We start from the raw sequence: 15,270 nt of genomic DNA, 5'->3' as shown, positions 1-15,270 counted from the left end.
CAAGCACTTCAATTAATGATGGTTCGATTCAATCGCCGGAACAGAAGAAACAAACATACTACTTGACCAGTTTACTCTCTACATAGTAATCCTTGTCCACTTCCACCTTTTTGGCTGGATTATCAAGTTTCAATGTTTTCCATTCGCCAGTGGGTTTCAATCTTTGTGCTTTACCATCAATAGTCACCTCTACGGGCATGGCAAAATTCTCCACCGTATTCGTCCATCGGTAGCTGAGGCCGCTGCCGTCAGCCTTGTATTCCAACACAGGAATCCTCACATCCCTCAGGTACTGGTTAAAAAACGGCCTCAAATTTCCCCCAAACTGCATGGCAAGGTAGTGCTCTACCTGGTCGCTGGTTACTGTCTGGTGGTAAAACTCTTTGTTGAGGCCCCGCAGCATCATGCGCCACTTTTCGTCGTCGTTTACTAGCTGCCGTAAGGTGTGCAGCATATTGGCTCCTTTCGAGTACATGTCCCCAGAGCCTGATTTGTTCACCTCGTAGTACCCAATGATTGGTCTGTCGTTTCGAATGTTCTGGCGGGTGCCAATCACGTATTCTTCACTCGCTTCTTTGCCGTAGAAGTAGTCAAGAAACAAACTCTCCGAGTACGCCGTGAATCCTTCATGCACCCACATGTCAGCAATGTCTTTGTAGGTAATGTTGTTGGCGAACCACTCGTGCCCCGATTCGTGCACGATGATAAAATCGAAGTTGAAGCCCCAGCCTGTGCCGCTCACATCAGTGGAGTGGTAGCCGTTTTTGTAGAAGTTGCCATAGGTCACGCTGCTTTGATGCTCCATGCCGTAATAGGGCACTTCCACCAGTTTGTAGCTGTCTTCATAAAAAGGGTAGGGGCCAAACCAGTGCTCAAAAGCTGCCAGCATTTTGGGCACGTCTTCGAAATGGGTTTTGGCTTTCTTCAGGTTGTCTTTTAAAACGTAGTAGTCGCAGTCAAGCGGGCCTTTTTCACCGTCATATACTTCCCCGAAGTGAACATAGTCACCCACGTTCACATTCACTCCGTAGTTGTTGATGGGGTTGGACACAAACCATTCGAAGGTTTTGGTGCCGTCGTTGTTGTCGGTGGTTTTTCTCAATCGCCCGTTGGAAACATCCATCAGGTGGTCTGGCACCGTCACGCTGATCGTCATGCTGTCGGTTTCGTCGTACATGTGATCTTTGCAGGGCCACCACAGGCTGGCACCGTCTCCCTGGCAGGTCGTCACAATAAAGTCGTTGCCGTTGTTGTCTTTCGTCCAGGTAACGCCTCCTTCCCAGGGTGGGCGTTTGCTCACTTGCGGCCTTCCACCATAGCTAATCGTCAGGTTGTTCACGGCACCGGGCACCTGCTTTTTCTTTAGGCTAATGAACCAGGCATTGCCATTTTGAAGGAATTTCAAGGCCTTGCCGTCTTGCATCACCTCAGTGATTTTCATGGGGTGCTGCAAATCGATTTGCATGGTTTTGGCCTCCGTAAGCACTTTGTAGGTTACCGTGTTCTGACCCGAGAAAGTTTTCGCTTCCGGATCGACCTTCACCCCGAGGTCATAATGTACCAAATCCCACCATGCTCTTTCCGGGGTGATGGAGCCACGGAGTGTGTCCTGACGAGTGAATTTGGGAGACTGTGCAAGTGCCGTAGTCGCAAAGCCAATGACGAAGCAAAGGGATAATGTCAACGATTTCATAAGCGAGAATAAGAGGAAGCAAGATATAACTTTTGCTTTAGCCAATCCAACTTAAGCCGCCTTATGCAAGCAACTCCAAAACGGCTTTTCCCTGCCCGTCTGGCGTGGTGTAGAAGGGGCGGCCTTCAATCGTGTAGTTTGTTTCAGGGTGGATACCTAAAGCATGGTAGATCGTCTGGTGTATTTGGTCAATAACGACGGTATTTTCAATCGACGAGCAAGGTCTTTCATCGGCAGTTTTGCCGTAAACCAACCCTTTTTTGATGCCGCCTCCCCACATGAGTATAGAGCTGCCGTCGGTGAAATGCCGGTGCATGCCATAGAATTTTTCGTTTTCAATGATGTCTGGTTGATCCACCTGGTCTTGTACTTTTTCGCCGGGGCGTCCTTCCAGCAGCGCATCTCTGCTGAATTCGCTGGCCAGCACAATGAGCGTTCTGTCCAAATGGCCCGATTCATCCAAATCTTTAACAAGCTGCGCAACCGGGCCATCGATCAGTTCCTTCATTTTCACCACACGGGTATGTCCGTTCTCATGCGTATCCCACCCAAGAAATGGCTCATATTCTGTGGATACGCTCACAAACCTGGCACCATTCATGGCCAGCCTTTTGGCGGTCAGACAGCCTAGCCCAAACCGGCCGGTGTTGTAGATGTCGTACTTCTCCTTTGGCTCCTGTGTCAAATCAAACACTTGCGACTCGGGCGAATTCAACAACCGGTACGACTGCTCCATCGACCGCATCAGTGACTCCCGCTGGTAATCACTGCCTCGTTCCATCACCTCACTTTTGTTGGCCAATTCTTTGTAAAGCTGATTTCTTGCCTCAAACCTTTTGACTGACATGCCCTGAGGAGGACGAACGCTCTCCAGCCCACTTGAAGGATCGGGAATGAGAAACGGGCCATATTCACTGCCCAGGAACCCAGCCGTATGGAAAGCTTTTAGTTCTTCGCCTTCCCCAACAGTGAAACGCTGGCCCATAGCAATAAAAGGAGGAATCACCGGGTTGACTGGCCCCAGCTCTTTGGCAATCCAGGCACCAATATGCGGCGCTTGCACCGACTGTGGAGGCTCATAGCAAGTATGCCAGTGGTACTGGTGGCGGGTATGAAGGATGTGCCCCAGGTCGGCCGATTTGTAGGATCGAATGATAGCGCCTTTGTCCATTACACTGCCAATGGACTCAAGGCCTTCTGAAAAATATAGTCCATCCACCGCTGTCGGAACCTTTGGAAACGAACTTAAAATTCTTTTGCTCTCGACGCCCTTTGTGTAGGGTGTGTAGGTCTTTGGGTCAAAAGTTTCGGTATGCGCCATGCCTCCGGCCATCCATAGCAGTATGACGGTGTCAGCCGTAGAACGAATTGCCGGGGCAGTGCTGCATGAGCTTAAAAAACTGGTAGTGGGAAGGCTGACAGCCGCAGCGGCAAGGCTGGCAGCCCCCATTTTCTTCATAAACTCTCTGCGTGAATTGGCTATGTGATGGTTCATTGTTTCTCGTTCTAATAGATAAACTGAAATTCAGGCAAGAGCAACGTGGCCCAAAACACATCCTGCAAGCCTTCTTTGTCCGGTGTGTCTCCCAAAGCAGTCAGCATAATGTCTTTTTCTTTGTTCGAGGGTTTCCGGCCAAGGCACTTTAAGTAAAGAGCGTCGACAATGCTTGCTCCGTCGCTACCATATTGCTGTAGCCAGCTGCTGGCACCTTCTTCAAGTACCTGGTTGAAATAGGCACCATTGGTGAGTTCCAGCGATTGCAGCAAAGTGGCCTGATCATCTCTGGAGGTGGCTACATTTTCCCTGCTTGGCCGACCAAGTGCTTTCAAAAACGGATGCTGCCTGACGAGACTGGCCCGGGCATAGGTAGGCATACTGTCTTCGAAGATGAAACCCAATAGCTGGTCCCAATGCATGGAGCCATAGTTGCGGACGTTTTCCCAACCAGAATCATTGAACGCAGCGCTCAGCCATTCTTTGCCGGGGTTCACGTCGGTGCTTTTCCAACCTTCGCCGTTGGCTGATTGGATAGTGGTTTCAAGACTGGTCTTTTGCTGAATCTTCATTGCAAACAATATCCCCGCAGGGTTGGCAATTGGGCCTTCGTTTGTTCCCTCGATGGCGATGACGTTTTCCCCGCTTCGCAGGAACTTCGTCACGTCCAGCTTATTTACTTTTCTCCAGTCGGTATCTTCAGCCACCTTGCTCTCATTCAGGTAAAACGAATAAGAATGATCAACTGAAATCAGGGCCTGAGCGTTGATGATTTCCCGGTCAGTCAGGGTAAACTTGTGGCGGAAATATCTCGTGCCGGGTTCAGGCAGTACGTCCCTGTCAAATTTCCTTTCCCTGTGCCAAACCCTGTTCGAAGATAGCTGATCGCCGGAAGGGTTGTAAGCGGCTGCATAATAAACCGGGGCTATGACCTGGCTTACTGCGTCAGAAAATTGCTCGGCACTCATTCGCCTGACAATCGGCCCATTGAACACGTAGCGAGCTGATTTCACCTGTTCCAACTTTTCGTAGCTCACCGTTGGCAGTTGGTAGGCTTTAGATGTCATGATGGTGCGCATCAATTGCTTTAGGTCATACCCCGACTCAATGAAATCCGCCGCCAGCCAGTCGAGCAAATCAGCATCCCATGGGGTCTTGTCCATCTCATCCAGAGGCTCGATGAAACCCCGCCCCATCAGCCTTTGCCATATTCTGTTGGCAATGGTTCGGTACAGCCTGCCATTCTCCGGCTTCACAATGACCTCTGAAAGTTTTAGCAAGCGTTCTTTTAGGCTGTCGGCCTCCACCGACCCCAATTCCGGATATAAGAAACTGACCTGGGCCATTTTTCCAGTGGGTATATCACACCTGTTGAGTTCCATCACCGAATCGGCAAATATGGAAGCAAAGCCATAAGACTGTTCCAGGGTAAGGTTGCTTACAAAGCTGTTGTGGCAAGAGGCACACTTTACATTTACTCCCAGTAGTGACTGGCCAATATTTTGGGCAGCCTGCATTTCGGTTCGCTGACTGGCGTTGACCACGCCTCTCCATTGGATGCCCTTGATAAACCCTTCGGAGGCAGGTGTGGGGTTGATCAGTTCCTTCACCATCGCATTGTACGGCTTGTTTGCTAGCAGCGATTTGTACAGCCAGTCAGTGACCTGCTTTCTGCCGCCAGTGATGAATCCGGTGCCTGAGTAATCATTCCTTAGCAGGTCGTTCCAAAAACTCAGCCAGTGCTGTGTGTAGTTGCTATTATCTGCCACCAGGCGGTCGACCAGTTGCGTACGTTTGTTGGCGTCCTGATTATCGACGAACTGAATGATGGCATCCGGTTCTGGCAGCAACCCCACAATGTCCAGATAAGCTCGTCGAATAAAGGTTTTGTCGTCTACCAACTGAGGCCAGGCGATGCCGTTCTTTTCAAAGTAGACGTGCAACAGCTTGTCCACGGGATGTACTTGTTCTGAGGAAGCGGGCAACACCGGCTTTGACAAAGCAAGGGCCGCTTCTGGGAATACTTTCAACGCCCGGTCCGACCAATGAGCTCCCTTTTCTATCCATAATTTGATCAGGGCAACTTCGTTTTTCTTCAGCACCTTGCCCTTTTTGGGCATTACATCATCGTCGTTGGACGACAGTGAAATTCTTCTGTATAGCTCGCTGTCTTTAGGGTGGCCCGCCACAATCACTTTTCCGGATTTTCCACCCTGGAAAACGCCTCTTTTATTCTCTAATACCAGTTCCCCTTTTTGCTTGTTTTCGCTGTGGCACTGATAGCAGTTGTGTGCAAAAATGGCCCTTACTTCCAAATTAAGGTCATCAAGTTCTGTTTCTGACAGCGAGTCCAGTGGATTCAATTGGGCCAATAATGCCACGCCTCTGCTATCATCATAAGGATTTGAGTTTCCTGGGAGTACGCTTGATAGAAAATCTTCGCCATGTGTAAGGCTGGCACCCAAGTGACCTGTAATCGTAAGCGAGATAACCGATAGCACCAGCAGTGACCGGTAGGCGAAGAAATTGGGTAACTTCCCTGCATTTGTTTTTTGGAGCAAGAAAGCGGCAATGATAGAAAGTACGGCTGTGGCGATGCCCAGATTTTGATGAAGCTGCACCAACTCGCCCGTGTAATCATCGAAAGTGCGAAGGAACCACCCAAGACCAGCGGCCAATACAGCTGAAGCGGCTCCCAGGTACACCATCCAGTTGATGCCCTCCCTTAGACCATCCCGTTTGCCATTCAGGGTGAGCGCCTCAAGAAAAAGAGCAACAATCAATAATCCAATAGGAAAGTGCACTGCTACCGGGTGCAGGCGACCTAGTAGCTGAAATATCCAAGACCACGCATTTTCCTCCATGTTTGAAAATAGGAGGAATTTTTCACAAAAACATTCTTTAGGTTATGATTGGCAGAGATACTGAACGAGCGGATTAGGCGGACCGAGGAGTATTAGAACCTAATCAGGCAGGTGGTGGAGATATCTACTCGACTAGCGGCTGGCAATAATTGATTTAATGTAAGATTCTGGAGTCAATACTCCAATCTCACTTTTACTAAAATCCTTTAAATTTCGAGTTAGAATCACATCAATTCCACCATTTTTCATAGCAGCAAAGTTTTGTAAACCATCCTCAAAGTCTTTGAATCCAGAGTTAAGTGCGTTGCTTACAACCTCCTTATCCATTAACAAAACATCGGTAATCATGAGTAATTGCTTAAGATGATCAATCACTTTATCATGCCTTGCTGTTTGTCTTAGGAGGTAATATACATTACTATAAATCACCGGCGTCACAAATCCTTTTATCCTATCAGTTTCACATAAACCAATTACTTGGGCCGAATATTCGGCAAAAGGCTGCCTGTCAAAAAAGAAATCGAGAATGACATCTGTATCAATTAATACTTTATCCATCCTGCAAGTATTTCTTTGACAATCCTTTGGATAACTCCTCTTTATAGTCAAACCCTTCAGGCGCTTTGAAGGAACCTCTCAAAGAAGAAGCAATTGGTGTTGAATCTATCACTTTTGCATTGTCCTCTTTGATTATCACCTTAAGATAATTCTCCACTATATCCGAAAGGCTTCTCCCTTTTCCTTTTGCATATTCCTTCGCTTTCTCAATTAAAGTCTCTTCAATTGTCAAGGTTAACTTTGTATTCATAACACGTCTGTATGATTATCAATTTACACGTGCAAAGATATATTAACTCGCCAATACGTGCAAATAATTACCATACTACACGTATCCGACATTCGGAGACTGTCTGCCTTAGTTTACCGAGTTACAGAAAATTTTCTATAAGGACATGATGGTGTGGAGTGGCCGTCAGCCACAAGGATTGGATTATCCGATGGAGTTTCCTCAGCCTTCCTGGCGTCTGACGGCTTCAACGCAAGGGCCTGCTCGCCGTACCGACGCCTGTTCACTCCCTGCCTTCCTTCTCCGGTCTTTCGTCCATTTACCGTTAAGGTGCCGTGCCTTCACGCACCTTCAATGAAGCATGTTTTGCCCAGATGGTTTCGCTATTGTTTGAAACCTCACTTCCTCCTTATCACCACCCACATCAGGCCCAAACCAGCCAGCGGAATCAGCGGATCGAGCAGGGAGCCATTGGCACCAAAGATTAAATTAGTCAGCGCAATTAATACCCCACCAATGGCCCAGGCGATGGTAGTAGGCACCGACCAGGTCATGAGCTGCAGCTTCACATCGGCAATGCCCATCATGCGGTTCACCACCCAAAAGAAGCTGTCGTTGAAATAGCTGAAGAACAAGGAACCCAACACGGCTGCCTGTGCTGCGAACAGCATATTAACATCGGGTATATTGATCAGGATAGGCGCTGTGATAGACGCCGCTGTGATCATGGCCACCGTTCCCGATCCTTGGATCAGCCTCACAATGGTGGCGACAAAGAACGGGATCATGATTGGGGAAAAAGGGAGGTTGGCCATCAGCGAGGCCAGCTGAGCACCAGACCCGCTTTCTCTTACCACGAAGCCAAGCGCTCCTCCGGCGCCAGTCACCATCAGGATAATGCCCGCCGACTTGAGCCCTTCCTCCAGTCGTTCGGAGGTCTCGTGGCGGTTGAGGTGAGGCACCAGGGTGTAAACCGCAATCAGCGTGCTGATGCACAAAGCAATGACAGGCGAGCCAGCAAAGGCAACTACCTGCAAGACCCATGACAAAGTTGTGCTGTCGGTGGCTGCAAGCGAAGGGAACAGGTTGGTTACTGCCTTCAAGAAGATCAGCCCGATGGGTACAAGAATGGGAAGCAGCGACTTTGTCAGACTCGGGAGGGGCTTGGCCTCTTTTTCTTTTAAGTAATCAGCGTGGACGGCTTTCAGGTCTTCCTGCACCACGGTGCCTACTAAGTCGGGATATGTTTTCCCAAGCCACTGCCCATACCACACGATCGCCAGGGTGCAAGGCAGGGCTAGTACAATGCCGAGCAGCATCATGGCGCCAATGTCGACACCGAAGAGCCCCGCCACACCCAGAGGCCCCGGAGTTGGTGGCACCATGGTATGAGTCACGATAAGGCCGCCTGCGAGTGAGACTCCGAGGGTAAGGAGTGATCGGCTGCCTTTTTGTGCCAGCGCCTTGGCGATAGGGTAGAGAATGACAAAAGCGGAATCGACGAAGATGGGAATGCTCACCAGATAGCCGGTGAGAGCCAATGCCCATTCTTCCCGTCGATACCCCAGCCACTTGATAAAGGAGTAGGCAATTTGTTCAGCGGCCCCCGATACTTCCAGGATACGCCCCATCATCACCCCCAGCCCGATCACAATGCCAATAGTGCCCAGTGTAGCTCCAAAACCTTTGGTAATAGCGTCGAGGGTTTCATTCACCGACAAGCCTCCTGTTATGCCTGCCACACAAGCGGCTGTAATCATAGCAATGAGTGGGTGCACTTTGGTGCGCAGCACCAGCAAAATCAAGACGAAGACGGCAACCGCCAGACCAATGATGGGAATGGAGAGGTCGCTCATCCCGCTGACGGTTTGCTGGAGGCAATGAACTGCGTGATGAAGGCATCGAACTGCCCGTCGACTGTGAAGCCAAGTGCCAGTCCTCTGGTATTGTCGATGGCGGCAGGCCAGCTACTTACAATGGCGTCGATAGCTGAATCCGGTTTGAACTGCACCCTGGCCAGAGCACCCTGGCCGGAGATGCGCTCCAGCGAGTCGAGCATTTGTTGCACCGTAACACTGACGCCCGGCAAGTTGACAGTACGCCAGCCACCGAAAGCTTCCGCTTTTAGCGTGGTGGCATGGATAAGATTTTGGATAGCAGTTTCGGGGCTTGAGAGCCAAAGCGCCAGGTCGGTCGACACCGGGCAGATGGCGTCTTCTCCATTAATCGGCTCACGTATGATGCTGCTGACAAACGAAGAAGCCGCCAGGTTGGGTTTCCCTGGTCGCACACAAATGGTAGGCAATCGCAGCACCCTGCCATCGACCAATCCTTTTCGGGAGTAGTCGTTGACCAGCAGTTCACCAATCGCTTTCTGGGCACCATACGACGAGCGGGGAGTAAGCGCCGTGGTGTCTAGCACGGTGGCGGGCAGGTCACCACCGAACACAGCAATGGAGCTTGAGAAAATAAACTTAATGCCTGGTTTTTGATGACGGCAGGCCTCGAGCAGTTGGCGGGTAATGTCCATATTGACTTTCCAGCCAACGTCGAAGTCTTTCTCCGCATGGCTGCTCACCACGGCTGCCAGGTGAAAAACAAAACCTGTTTCGGCGGAGATAAGAGATTTGGCTACTCCCTCTTCAGAAAGATCAGCTTGCAGGCACCGAACCCGGCTGTCATTTTCAGGATTGGGAGGCATCACAATGTCCACCAGCAATAGCTCGTCAAAAACAAGGTTACTGCTGAGCAGGGCTTTTGCCAGGCGCTGACCAAGGAAACCTGCTCCTCCGGTAATAATTATTTGCATAGATTCAGGGCTTGTTAAACGGGTCGATCGGTTCGACTTAAAAAGATAAATAATAAAATTGTTACCCCACCACCTACGAAGCTTATTTGAGTGGTTGATGAGATGCTTGCGATGTACGAAAACGTAAACCAAAAATTAAATCAATTGCCGCCGGAGTATCCAGAAGACCTCCTACCTGTCATTCACAAGGAATTTCTGGCAAGTGAAAAAACCATTGTGGTGCTGGATGATGATCCCACAGGCACACAGACATGCTACGACGTGATGGTGCTTACTTCGTGGGAGGTAGGCCTGATAGCGGCAGAACTCAGACAAAAACCCTCCATTCTCTACATCCTCACCAACTCTCGGAGCCTGCCGGAGCCAGAGGCAGTTAACCTGGCACTGGAAATCGGGCGAAATCTTAAAGAAGCGGCAAAAGAGAGTCAAAGAGACGTGGTGGTGGTGAGCAGGAGCGACTCTACTTTAAGAGGCCACTTTCCAGCGGAGGTAGACGCTGTAGCCGAAGCTCTTGGTCTTCAGGGAGCAGTCACCGTGCTGGTGCCAGCTTTCATTGAAGGAGCAAGGTATACGATGGACGATGTGCATTACATCGTCGAAAATGAAGAGCTGGTGCCTGTGTCGGACACACCTTTTGCTAAAGATGTGTCGTTTGGGTACAGGCACGCCAACCTGAAGGAATGGGTGGAGGAAAAAACCAGGAGACGGATCAAAGCCTCGGAAGTCAACTCGGTGTCCGTCGAGGACCTGCGGGCAGGCGGCCCCAAAGTAGCTGCAGAGAAGCTGGAAGCTTGCGCCAATGGATCAGTGTGTATTATGAACGCTGCCAGCTACCGGGATTTGGAGATAGGGGTGATGGGTTTGATCTTGGCCGAAAAGTCAGGTAGGAAGTTTCTGTACCGTACCTCTGCCACTTTTGTGCCCATCAGGGCGGGCATGGTATCAGGTAAACTTTATCACCCACAAAAAGAAGACACTGCTGTCAGCCATGGGTCGCTTGTGGTGGTAGGCTCGCATGTGCCTAAAACTACCAGCCAACTGGCTTATCTGCTCAAGCAGGGAAAACAACAAAATCTGGAGGTAGATGTTAGTCAGCTACTTCGGCCGCAAGACTTAAGTGGCGAGGCAAAGGCCATCAGCGCCAAGGTGGATGTGTGGCTCGCTGCTGGCGACGATGTGGTGATTCACACGAGCCGCAGACTGGAAACTGGAGCAGATGCAGAAAGCAGCCTGAAAATCAATGCCCTGGTGTCCGGCTTCCTTGTAGCCATTGTGCAAGGGATTTCTGTCCGTCCGAAGTTTATGGTTGCCAAAGGTGGCATTACTTCCAGCGACCTGGCGTCCAAAGGGCTTTCAGTTCAAAAGGCAACAGTATTGGGCCCGGTTATTCCAGGAGTGCCGGTGTGGAAGCTGCAAGGGGAAAGCAAGTTTCCCGGGCTAGTTTACGTGGTGTTTCCAGGAAATGTCGGCGATGATCAGGCGCTGGCGCTCGTGTGTGAAAAGTTTGGCGGCGGGTAGCACTGTGTGTGAGAAGGAAAAAGCACTGGAGGGAACGCAATGGTAGAAATGCGAGTGTATTCACTATCCCATTTTTGCCCATTTCCTTCGGCTTTCCGGAGTTAGAAAAGTCCAGGAAACAATGCGGCTAACTTTATTCCCCTGCCCCATAGGGATTGTTTTAATATCCACTGCACCTACCTTTTTCAGTGCCTCGTAGACGTTCTTAAGGTTAGATTGTTTTGAAATTAACGTAGAAAACCAAAAACAGGAAGTGGTAAACTGTTTGCTTTGAAGAATCATCTGCCGGACAAAATTCTCTTCGCCTCCATCATACCATAATTCAGTATTCTGTCCCCCAAAATTCAAAACAGGCTTCGTGATTTTCTTTTGCTTTAGGTTTCTCAACTTTCGAATGGTTCCAGATTGGGCTTCAGCAAAAGAAGCATGAAAGGGAGGGTTGCAAATGGTGAGATCAAAGTATTCATCCTTTTTAGTGATCCCGTTAAAGATGTCTTTGGAGTTCGGTTGTAGCCTCAGGCTAACATTTCCTCGAAGGTGGGCGTTTGATTCAACTATTTTGTTAGCGCATTCAATGGCCACAGGGTCAATGTCGGTGCCAACAAATGACCAGCCATACTCCGAATGCCCTATGATGGGATAAACGCAATTGGCCCCTACACCGATATCCAGACATTTAATTTCGCTGCCGGTTGGAGGCTTGCCCCGTTTCGACAGTGGATGAGAGGAGGCCAATAGGTCTGCCATGTGGTGGATGTAATCCGCTCTCCCGGGAATGGGTGGGCACAAATAATCTTTTGGGATATCCCAATCTTTTATATTGTAATAGCGTTTCAAAAGCGCTTTGTTCAGTGCTTTGACTGCTTCTGGATTGAAAAAGTCAATAGATTCGTTGCCGTAGTCATTCAATCGCACAAATGGCATCAAAGCTGGATGGCTTTTGCTAAGTTGCTTGAAATCATAGCGCTGCCGGTGCTTGTTGCGTGGATGCAATTTGGGTTTTTCCATTCTTCGGCCAACTTGTGAAGATGTACCAGGAAGTTTCTTTTTCTTATCTGACATTGAGGCGTTCTCTCTGCGACAGGCTCATTTTAGACGTGATCCTATCCATGGCCAAAGTTACAAATTGTTGCCAGTAAGTGTGCTGGGCGATGAACTGCCGTATTTCCGACAAAACATTCATGCATTGAGCACCTTTTTTGTCAGGCGGGCAAAGGAATTATTAGCTTCTTTCTTCTACCAGTCGGCTTGCGTAGGTTTTGAACCAGCGAGCGGAAAGTAAGAGTGGCAGCGCAGCCAGGGCAATGAAAATACCGGAGGAGAGGAAGACATTGGCTGGCTGCACAAAGAAGTCTTCAAATACATAAATACCGAGAATGAGTGCTACGGAAAAGGGCAAAGAGCACGCTAATGCATTCATGCCAAAGTCGAGGTCAAATGTTCGGGGGCGAATCGGGTTTTCCTGCGCACCTTCTAACGTATTAACGGCCGACATATGGGCAAACGGCCAGAAACTGCAGGCACTCTGAGGAAACACCACGATGAGAATCATGGTAGGCACGTCGGTTACTGGCAGTAACACCAGCAGCAAGCCACTGATGACAAAAGCGATGGCAGACCGGAAGAACAGGAAGGAGAAAATAGCTTTTACTTGTTGCCAGGTAAACTTGATTGAGATGCCAATGAAAAGGAGAATCATTGGAGTCATCATCAGGCTCATTTTGTCAACTGAATCTCGCAGGAAGCCAGGCAGGGAGTCGAAATGTAGTCCAAAAGCCAGCATCACAATGGCAGCCAGCATCACCATATTTACAGGCTCTTCCAACATCGATTTGAAAAGGCTTTTGAGTTTTTCAGAAGTGTTTCGGTTGCCAATCTCATTGCGGTCGAAATACCATTTCATGGCAATGCTGTATAAAATTATCAGCACAAACACTTTGTTGCCCACGTCGGCCAGCGCAGCCAGTGCCAGTGGCTCCTCGCCGTGGTACTCCATAATGAATGGAAACAGCGAAAGGCCTGGTGCCAGTGAGGGTAGTAGCATGATCAGTGTGCGATACTGCTCTTCTTTTAAGTTAAACAGCGAAGGCAGGGGTAGCTTGCTTACCAACAAATACATGAGCAGGTTAAAGCCAAGAGCCAGCACGGGAACAATGATCATTCCCCATGAAAACTCAATTTTCAGTAAAGCAATGAAAATCGTGGCAGGGAGCGCCAGGCTGAGTATGAGCGTCTTGATGCCATCCTTTCGCTCCTTGCCCTGGATTTTTTTCTGAAGAAAATACCCAATAGCGATAAGGAGAAGGAATGAAATGGTTTTAGTAATGGCTGAATTCATGAACTAAAACAGAAATACTTTGTGCTTATAAAAAATGAACGGTGGTCGATTGAAAAGAGGGGTATTGTCGATGTGTGGGCGCTGCCCCGGGCCATCACTGTGGGCACCTGGTTGAGTGCCGGAAACTCAGCCCGGGCAGCTAACACATAGTCAGTTAACTGACGATCTCATAAAGGCTTTTTGTGAACAGTTTCACTTCGTCCATGGTGCCCATGCTTACCCTGGCATAAGGCTTCCCGTCGATCTCAAACCCTCTGATGCCCACGCCTCTGTCCATAAACTGAGTGAGGAACTCCTTGGTGGGTACCTGAATAGGGAATAAAATGAAGCTCGTGAACGAAGGAATTGGATTCATGCCGGCCTTTTTTAGCTCAGCGAACACATACTCCCTGTTCTCCTTATTGTGCTTTCTGGTGAATTCCTGAAACTCAACGTCCTTCAGGCTCGCCATGCCACCTTCAAGTGAGGTCACGCTGATCCCCATTTCGGTGCGAACCATGCTCTTGATGGCTTTCACCCTCGCTTCATTGGCGGCCATGTAGCCAAGGCGCAAGCCGGCCATGCCATGTATTTTAGAGAACGTACGACAAATGATGACGTCGTAGCCTTCCTGCACGAGGCTCACTGCGGTGTTTGCTTCAGGGTTATCAAGTAGCTCCATATAAGCCTCATCGATAAACACAGGCACCTTTGAAGAGACCTTTTTACAGAACGCCTTGATCTCACTTACAGGCGTCATGGTGCCGGTTGGGTTGTTCGGATTGCAGATGTACACAAGCTTTGTCTCATCATCAATTGCAGCGGCCATGGCATCCAGGTCGTGCGAATAGTCTGCCTTTAATGGAATGTTTTTCCATGTACCGCCAATCGACTGAGTGGTTCTGATCATTGACATGTAGCTAGGGTCGGCAGAAACAATGTTGCCTCCGTTCATAAACAATGAAAAAGCTACTTTCTCGAGGATGTCGGTAGAGCCAGGCGACAAAAGGATGGATTCTTTAGATACACCTTCTTTTTCTGCAAGGAAGTCTACCATTTTGGCCGAACTATTGTAAACATAGCGATTGCCCATAGAAGCACTTGCTGCAATAGCGGCAACAGCTTTCTTTGAAGGCCCCCATGGGTTTTCATTAGCAAGTAGCCTCGCTTTCATATCAGCTCTGTCAGCCATCATCACATGGTAGTTTTCCATGAGGCTGTACTTGCCCTGATATGGTTTCATGCCAAGCGCTGGTTTGCTGTTGGCAAATGTGGGAAATGCAGCGCTGGTTACAACACCGCCGGCAGCCAAAGCACTATACTTCAGCCACGATCTACGATTAAGATTGGTTGTCTTTTCCATCCTTTTATTACAGGTTTGAATATTGGTTTAATTATCAAAAGAAGCCTGAGCATGCCTCTGGTAATCCTGAAATGTTCCTCTGATTGGGAACTGAAAATAAAAGGGGTGTCGAATAATGTAGATGCTCAGATAAGCTTAGGAAAGATAAACAAAAGCGCAGGTAATAGTCAAAAATATTGTCGCCTGTTATGAAGTATTACTTAATTTTTAGAAAGTTGATAATTTATGTGGGTAATAATTGCAAAACAGATAGCGCTTAAGACTGCTTGAAGACCTGTTGACGCTTTTCGCTCTCTGGGCCATTCAAATTAAATTCGCTCAGGGAGTTGAATAAAACTTCATTTTTAGCCGAAAAATGAATTTATTGAGGTGAAATTGGCGGGCCACCCACCGGGAGAAGCCGGACACTGGTGGCGGCCATTCG

Annotated in this window: 12 protein-coding genes; 2 read left to right on the top strand and 10 right to left on the bottom strand. The window is 49.0% G+C overall.

The genetic code is table 11. The annotated features are described in order from the left end of the window. Positions 1-58: 58 nt before the first annotated feature. The 7 genes from RIG68_RS22580 to denD all read right to left on the bottom strand — a co-directional run bounded on the left by RIG68_RS22580 (position 59) and on the right by denD (position 9,648). Complete coding sequence (locus RIG68_RS22580) at positions 59-1,693, bottom strand: M1 family metallopeptidase (RefSeq protein ID WP_350127643.1); 1,635 nt, start codon at positions 1,691-1,693, stop codon at positions 59-61. 61 nt (positions 1,694-1,754) lie between these two features. Next, complete coding sequence (locus RIG68_RS22575; RefSeq protein WP_350127640.1) at positions 1,755-3,188, bottom strand: DUF1501 domain-containing protein; 1,434 nt, start codon at positions 3,186-3,188, stop codon at positions 1,755-1,757. An 11-nt stretch (positions 3,189-3,199) separates the two neighbouring features. Then, complete coding sequence (locus RIG68_RS22570; protein ID WP_350127637.1) at positions 3,200-6,052, bottom strand: DUF1549 domain-containing protein; 2,853 nt, start codon at positions 6,050-6,052, stop codon at positions 3,200-3,202. A 132-nt stretch (positions 6,053-6,184) separates the two neighbouring features. Beyond that, the gene (locus RIG68_RS22565; protein WP_350127634.1) at positions 6,185-6,610 is read right to left on the bottom strand and encodes a type II toxin-antitoxin system VapC family toxin; all 426 of its coding nucleotides are present in this window, start codon (positions 6,608-6,610) and stop codon (positions 6,185-6,187) included. Then, positions 6,603-6,860: a DUF6364 family protein gene (locus tag RIG68_RS22560; RefSeq protein WP_350127631.1), complete on the bottom strand. Its 258-nt coding sequence runs from the start codon at positions 6,858-6,860 to the stop codon at positions 6,603-6,605. Before RIG68_RS22560 ends, RIG68_RS22565 begins: the two co-directional genes overlap by 8 nt. A gap of 377 nt (positions 6,861-7,237) precedes the next feature. Then, positions 7,238-8,695: a GntP family permease gene (locus tag RIG68_RS22555; protein ID WP_350127628.1), complete on the bottom strand. Its 1,458-nt coding sequence runs from the start codon at positions 8,693-8,695 to the stop codon at positions 7,238-7,240. After that, the gene (denD, locus tag RIG68_RS22550; protein WP_350127625.1) at positions 8,692-9,648 is read right to left on the bottom strand and encodes a D-erythronate dehydrogenase; all 957 of its coding nucleotides are present in this window, start codon (positions 9,646-9,648) and stop codon (positions 8,692-8,694) included. Before denD ends, RIG68_RS22555 begins: the two co-directional genes overlap by 4 nt. Positions 9,649-9,759: 111 nt before the next feature. On the opposite strand from denD, the gene RIG68_RS22545 reads away from it, so the two are divergent. Next, positions 9,760-11,166, top strand: coding sequence for a four-carbon acid sugar kinase family protein (locus RIG68_RS22545; protein WP_350127622.1), 1,407 nt, complete (start codon positions 9,760-9,762; stop codon positions 11,164-11,166). Between the two features lie 63 nt (positions 11,167-11,229). Here the strand turns inward: RIG68_RS22545 and rlmF are convergent, their stop codons facing one another. After that, positions 11,230-12,174: a 23S rRNA (adenine(1618)-N(6))-methyltransferase RlmF gene (rlmF, locus tag RIG68_RS22540; RefSeq protein ID WP_350127619.1), complete on the bottom strand. Its 945-nt coding sequence runs from the start codon at positions 12,172-12,174 to the stop codon at positions 11,230-11,232. A gap of 214 nt (positions 12,175-12,388) precedes the next feature. Beyond that, positions 12,389-13,504 carry an AEC family transporter gene (locus tag RIG68_RS22535; protein WP_350127616.1) on the bottom strand — a complete coding sequence of 372 codons (1,116 nt, stop codon included), beginning with the start codon at positions 13,502-13,504 and terminating at the stop codon, positions 12,389-12,391. Positions 13,505-13,525: 21 nt separating this feature from the next. On the opposite strand from RIG68_RS22535, the gene RIG68_RS22530 reads away from it, so the two are divergent. Then, a complete protein-coding gene (locus RIG68_RS22530) occupies positions 13,526-13,654 on the top strand; it encodes a hypothetical protein (protein WP_350127613.1) in 129 nt (42 codons plus the stop codon). A gap of 4 nt (positions 13,655-13,658) precedes the next feature. Here the strand turns inward: RIG68_RS22530 and RIG68_RS22525 are convergent, their stop codons facing one another. Beyond that, positions 13,659-14,846 carry a pyridoxal phosphate-dependent aminotransferase gene (locus RIG68_RS22525; RefSeq protein ID WP_350127610.1) on the bottom strand — a complete coding sequence of 396 codons (1,188 nt, stop codon included), beginning with the start codon at positions 14,844-14,846 and terminating at the stop codon, positions 13,659-13,661. Positions 14,847-15,270 lie beyond the last annotated feature (424 nt).

The organism is Imperialibacter sp. (genome assembly GCF_040222385.1).
Lineage (GTDB): Bacteria > Bacteroidota > Bacteroidia > Cytophagales > Cyclobacteriaceae > Imperialibacter.
Note: the sequence above shows the minus strand (reverse complement) of the source record. Positions and strands in the feature narration are given on the sequence as shown.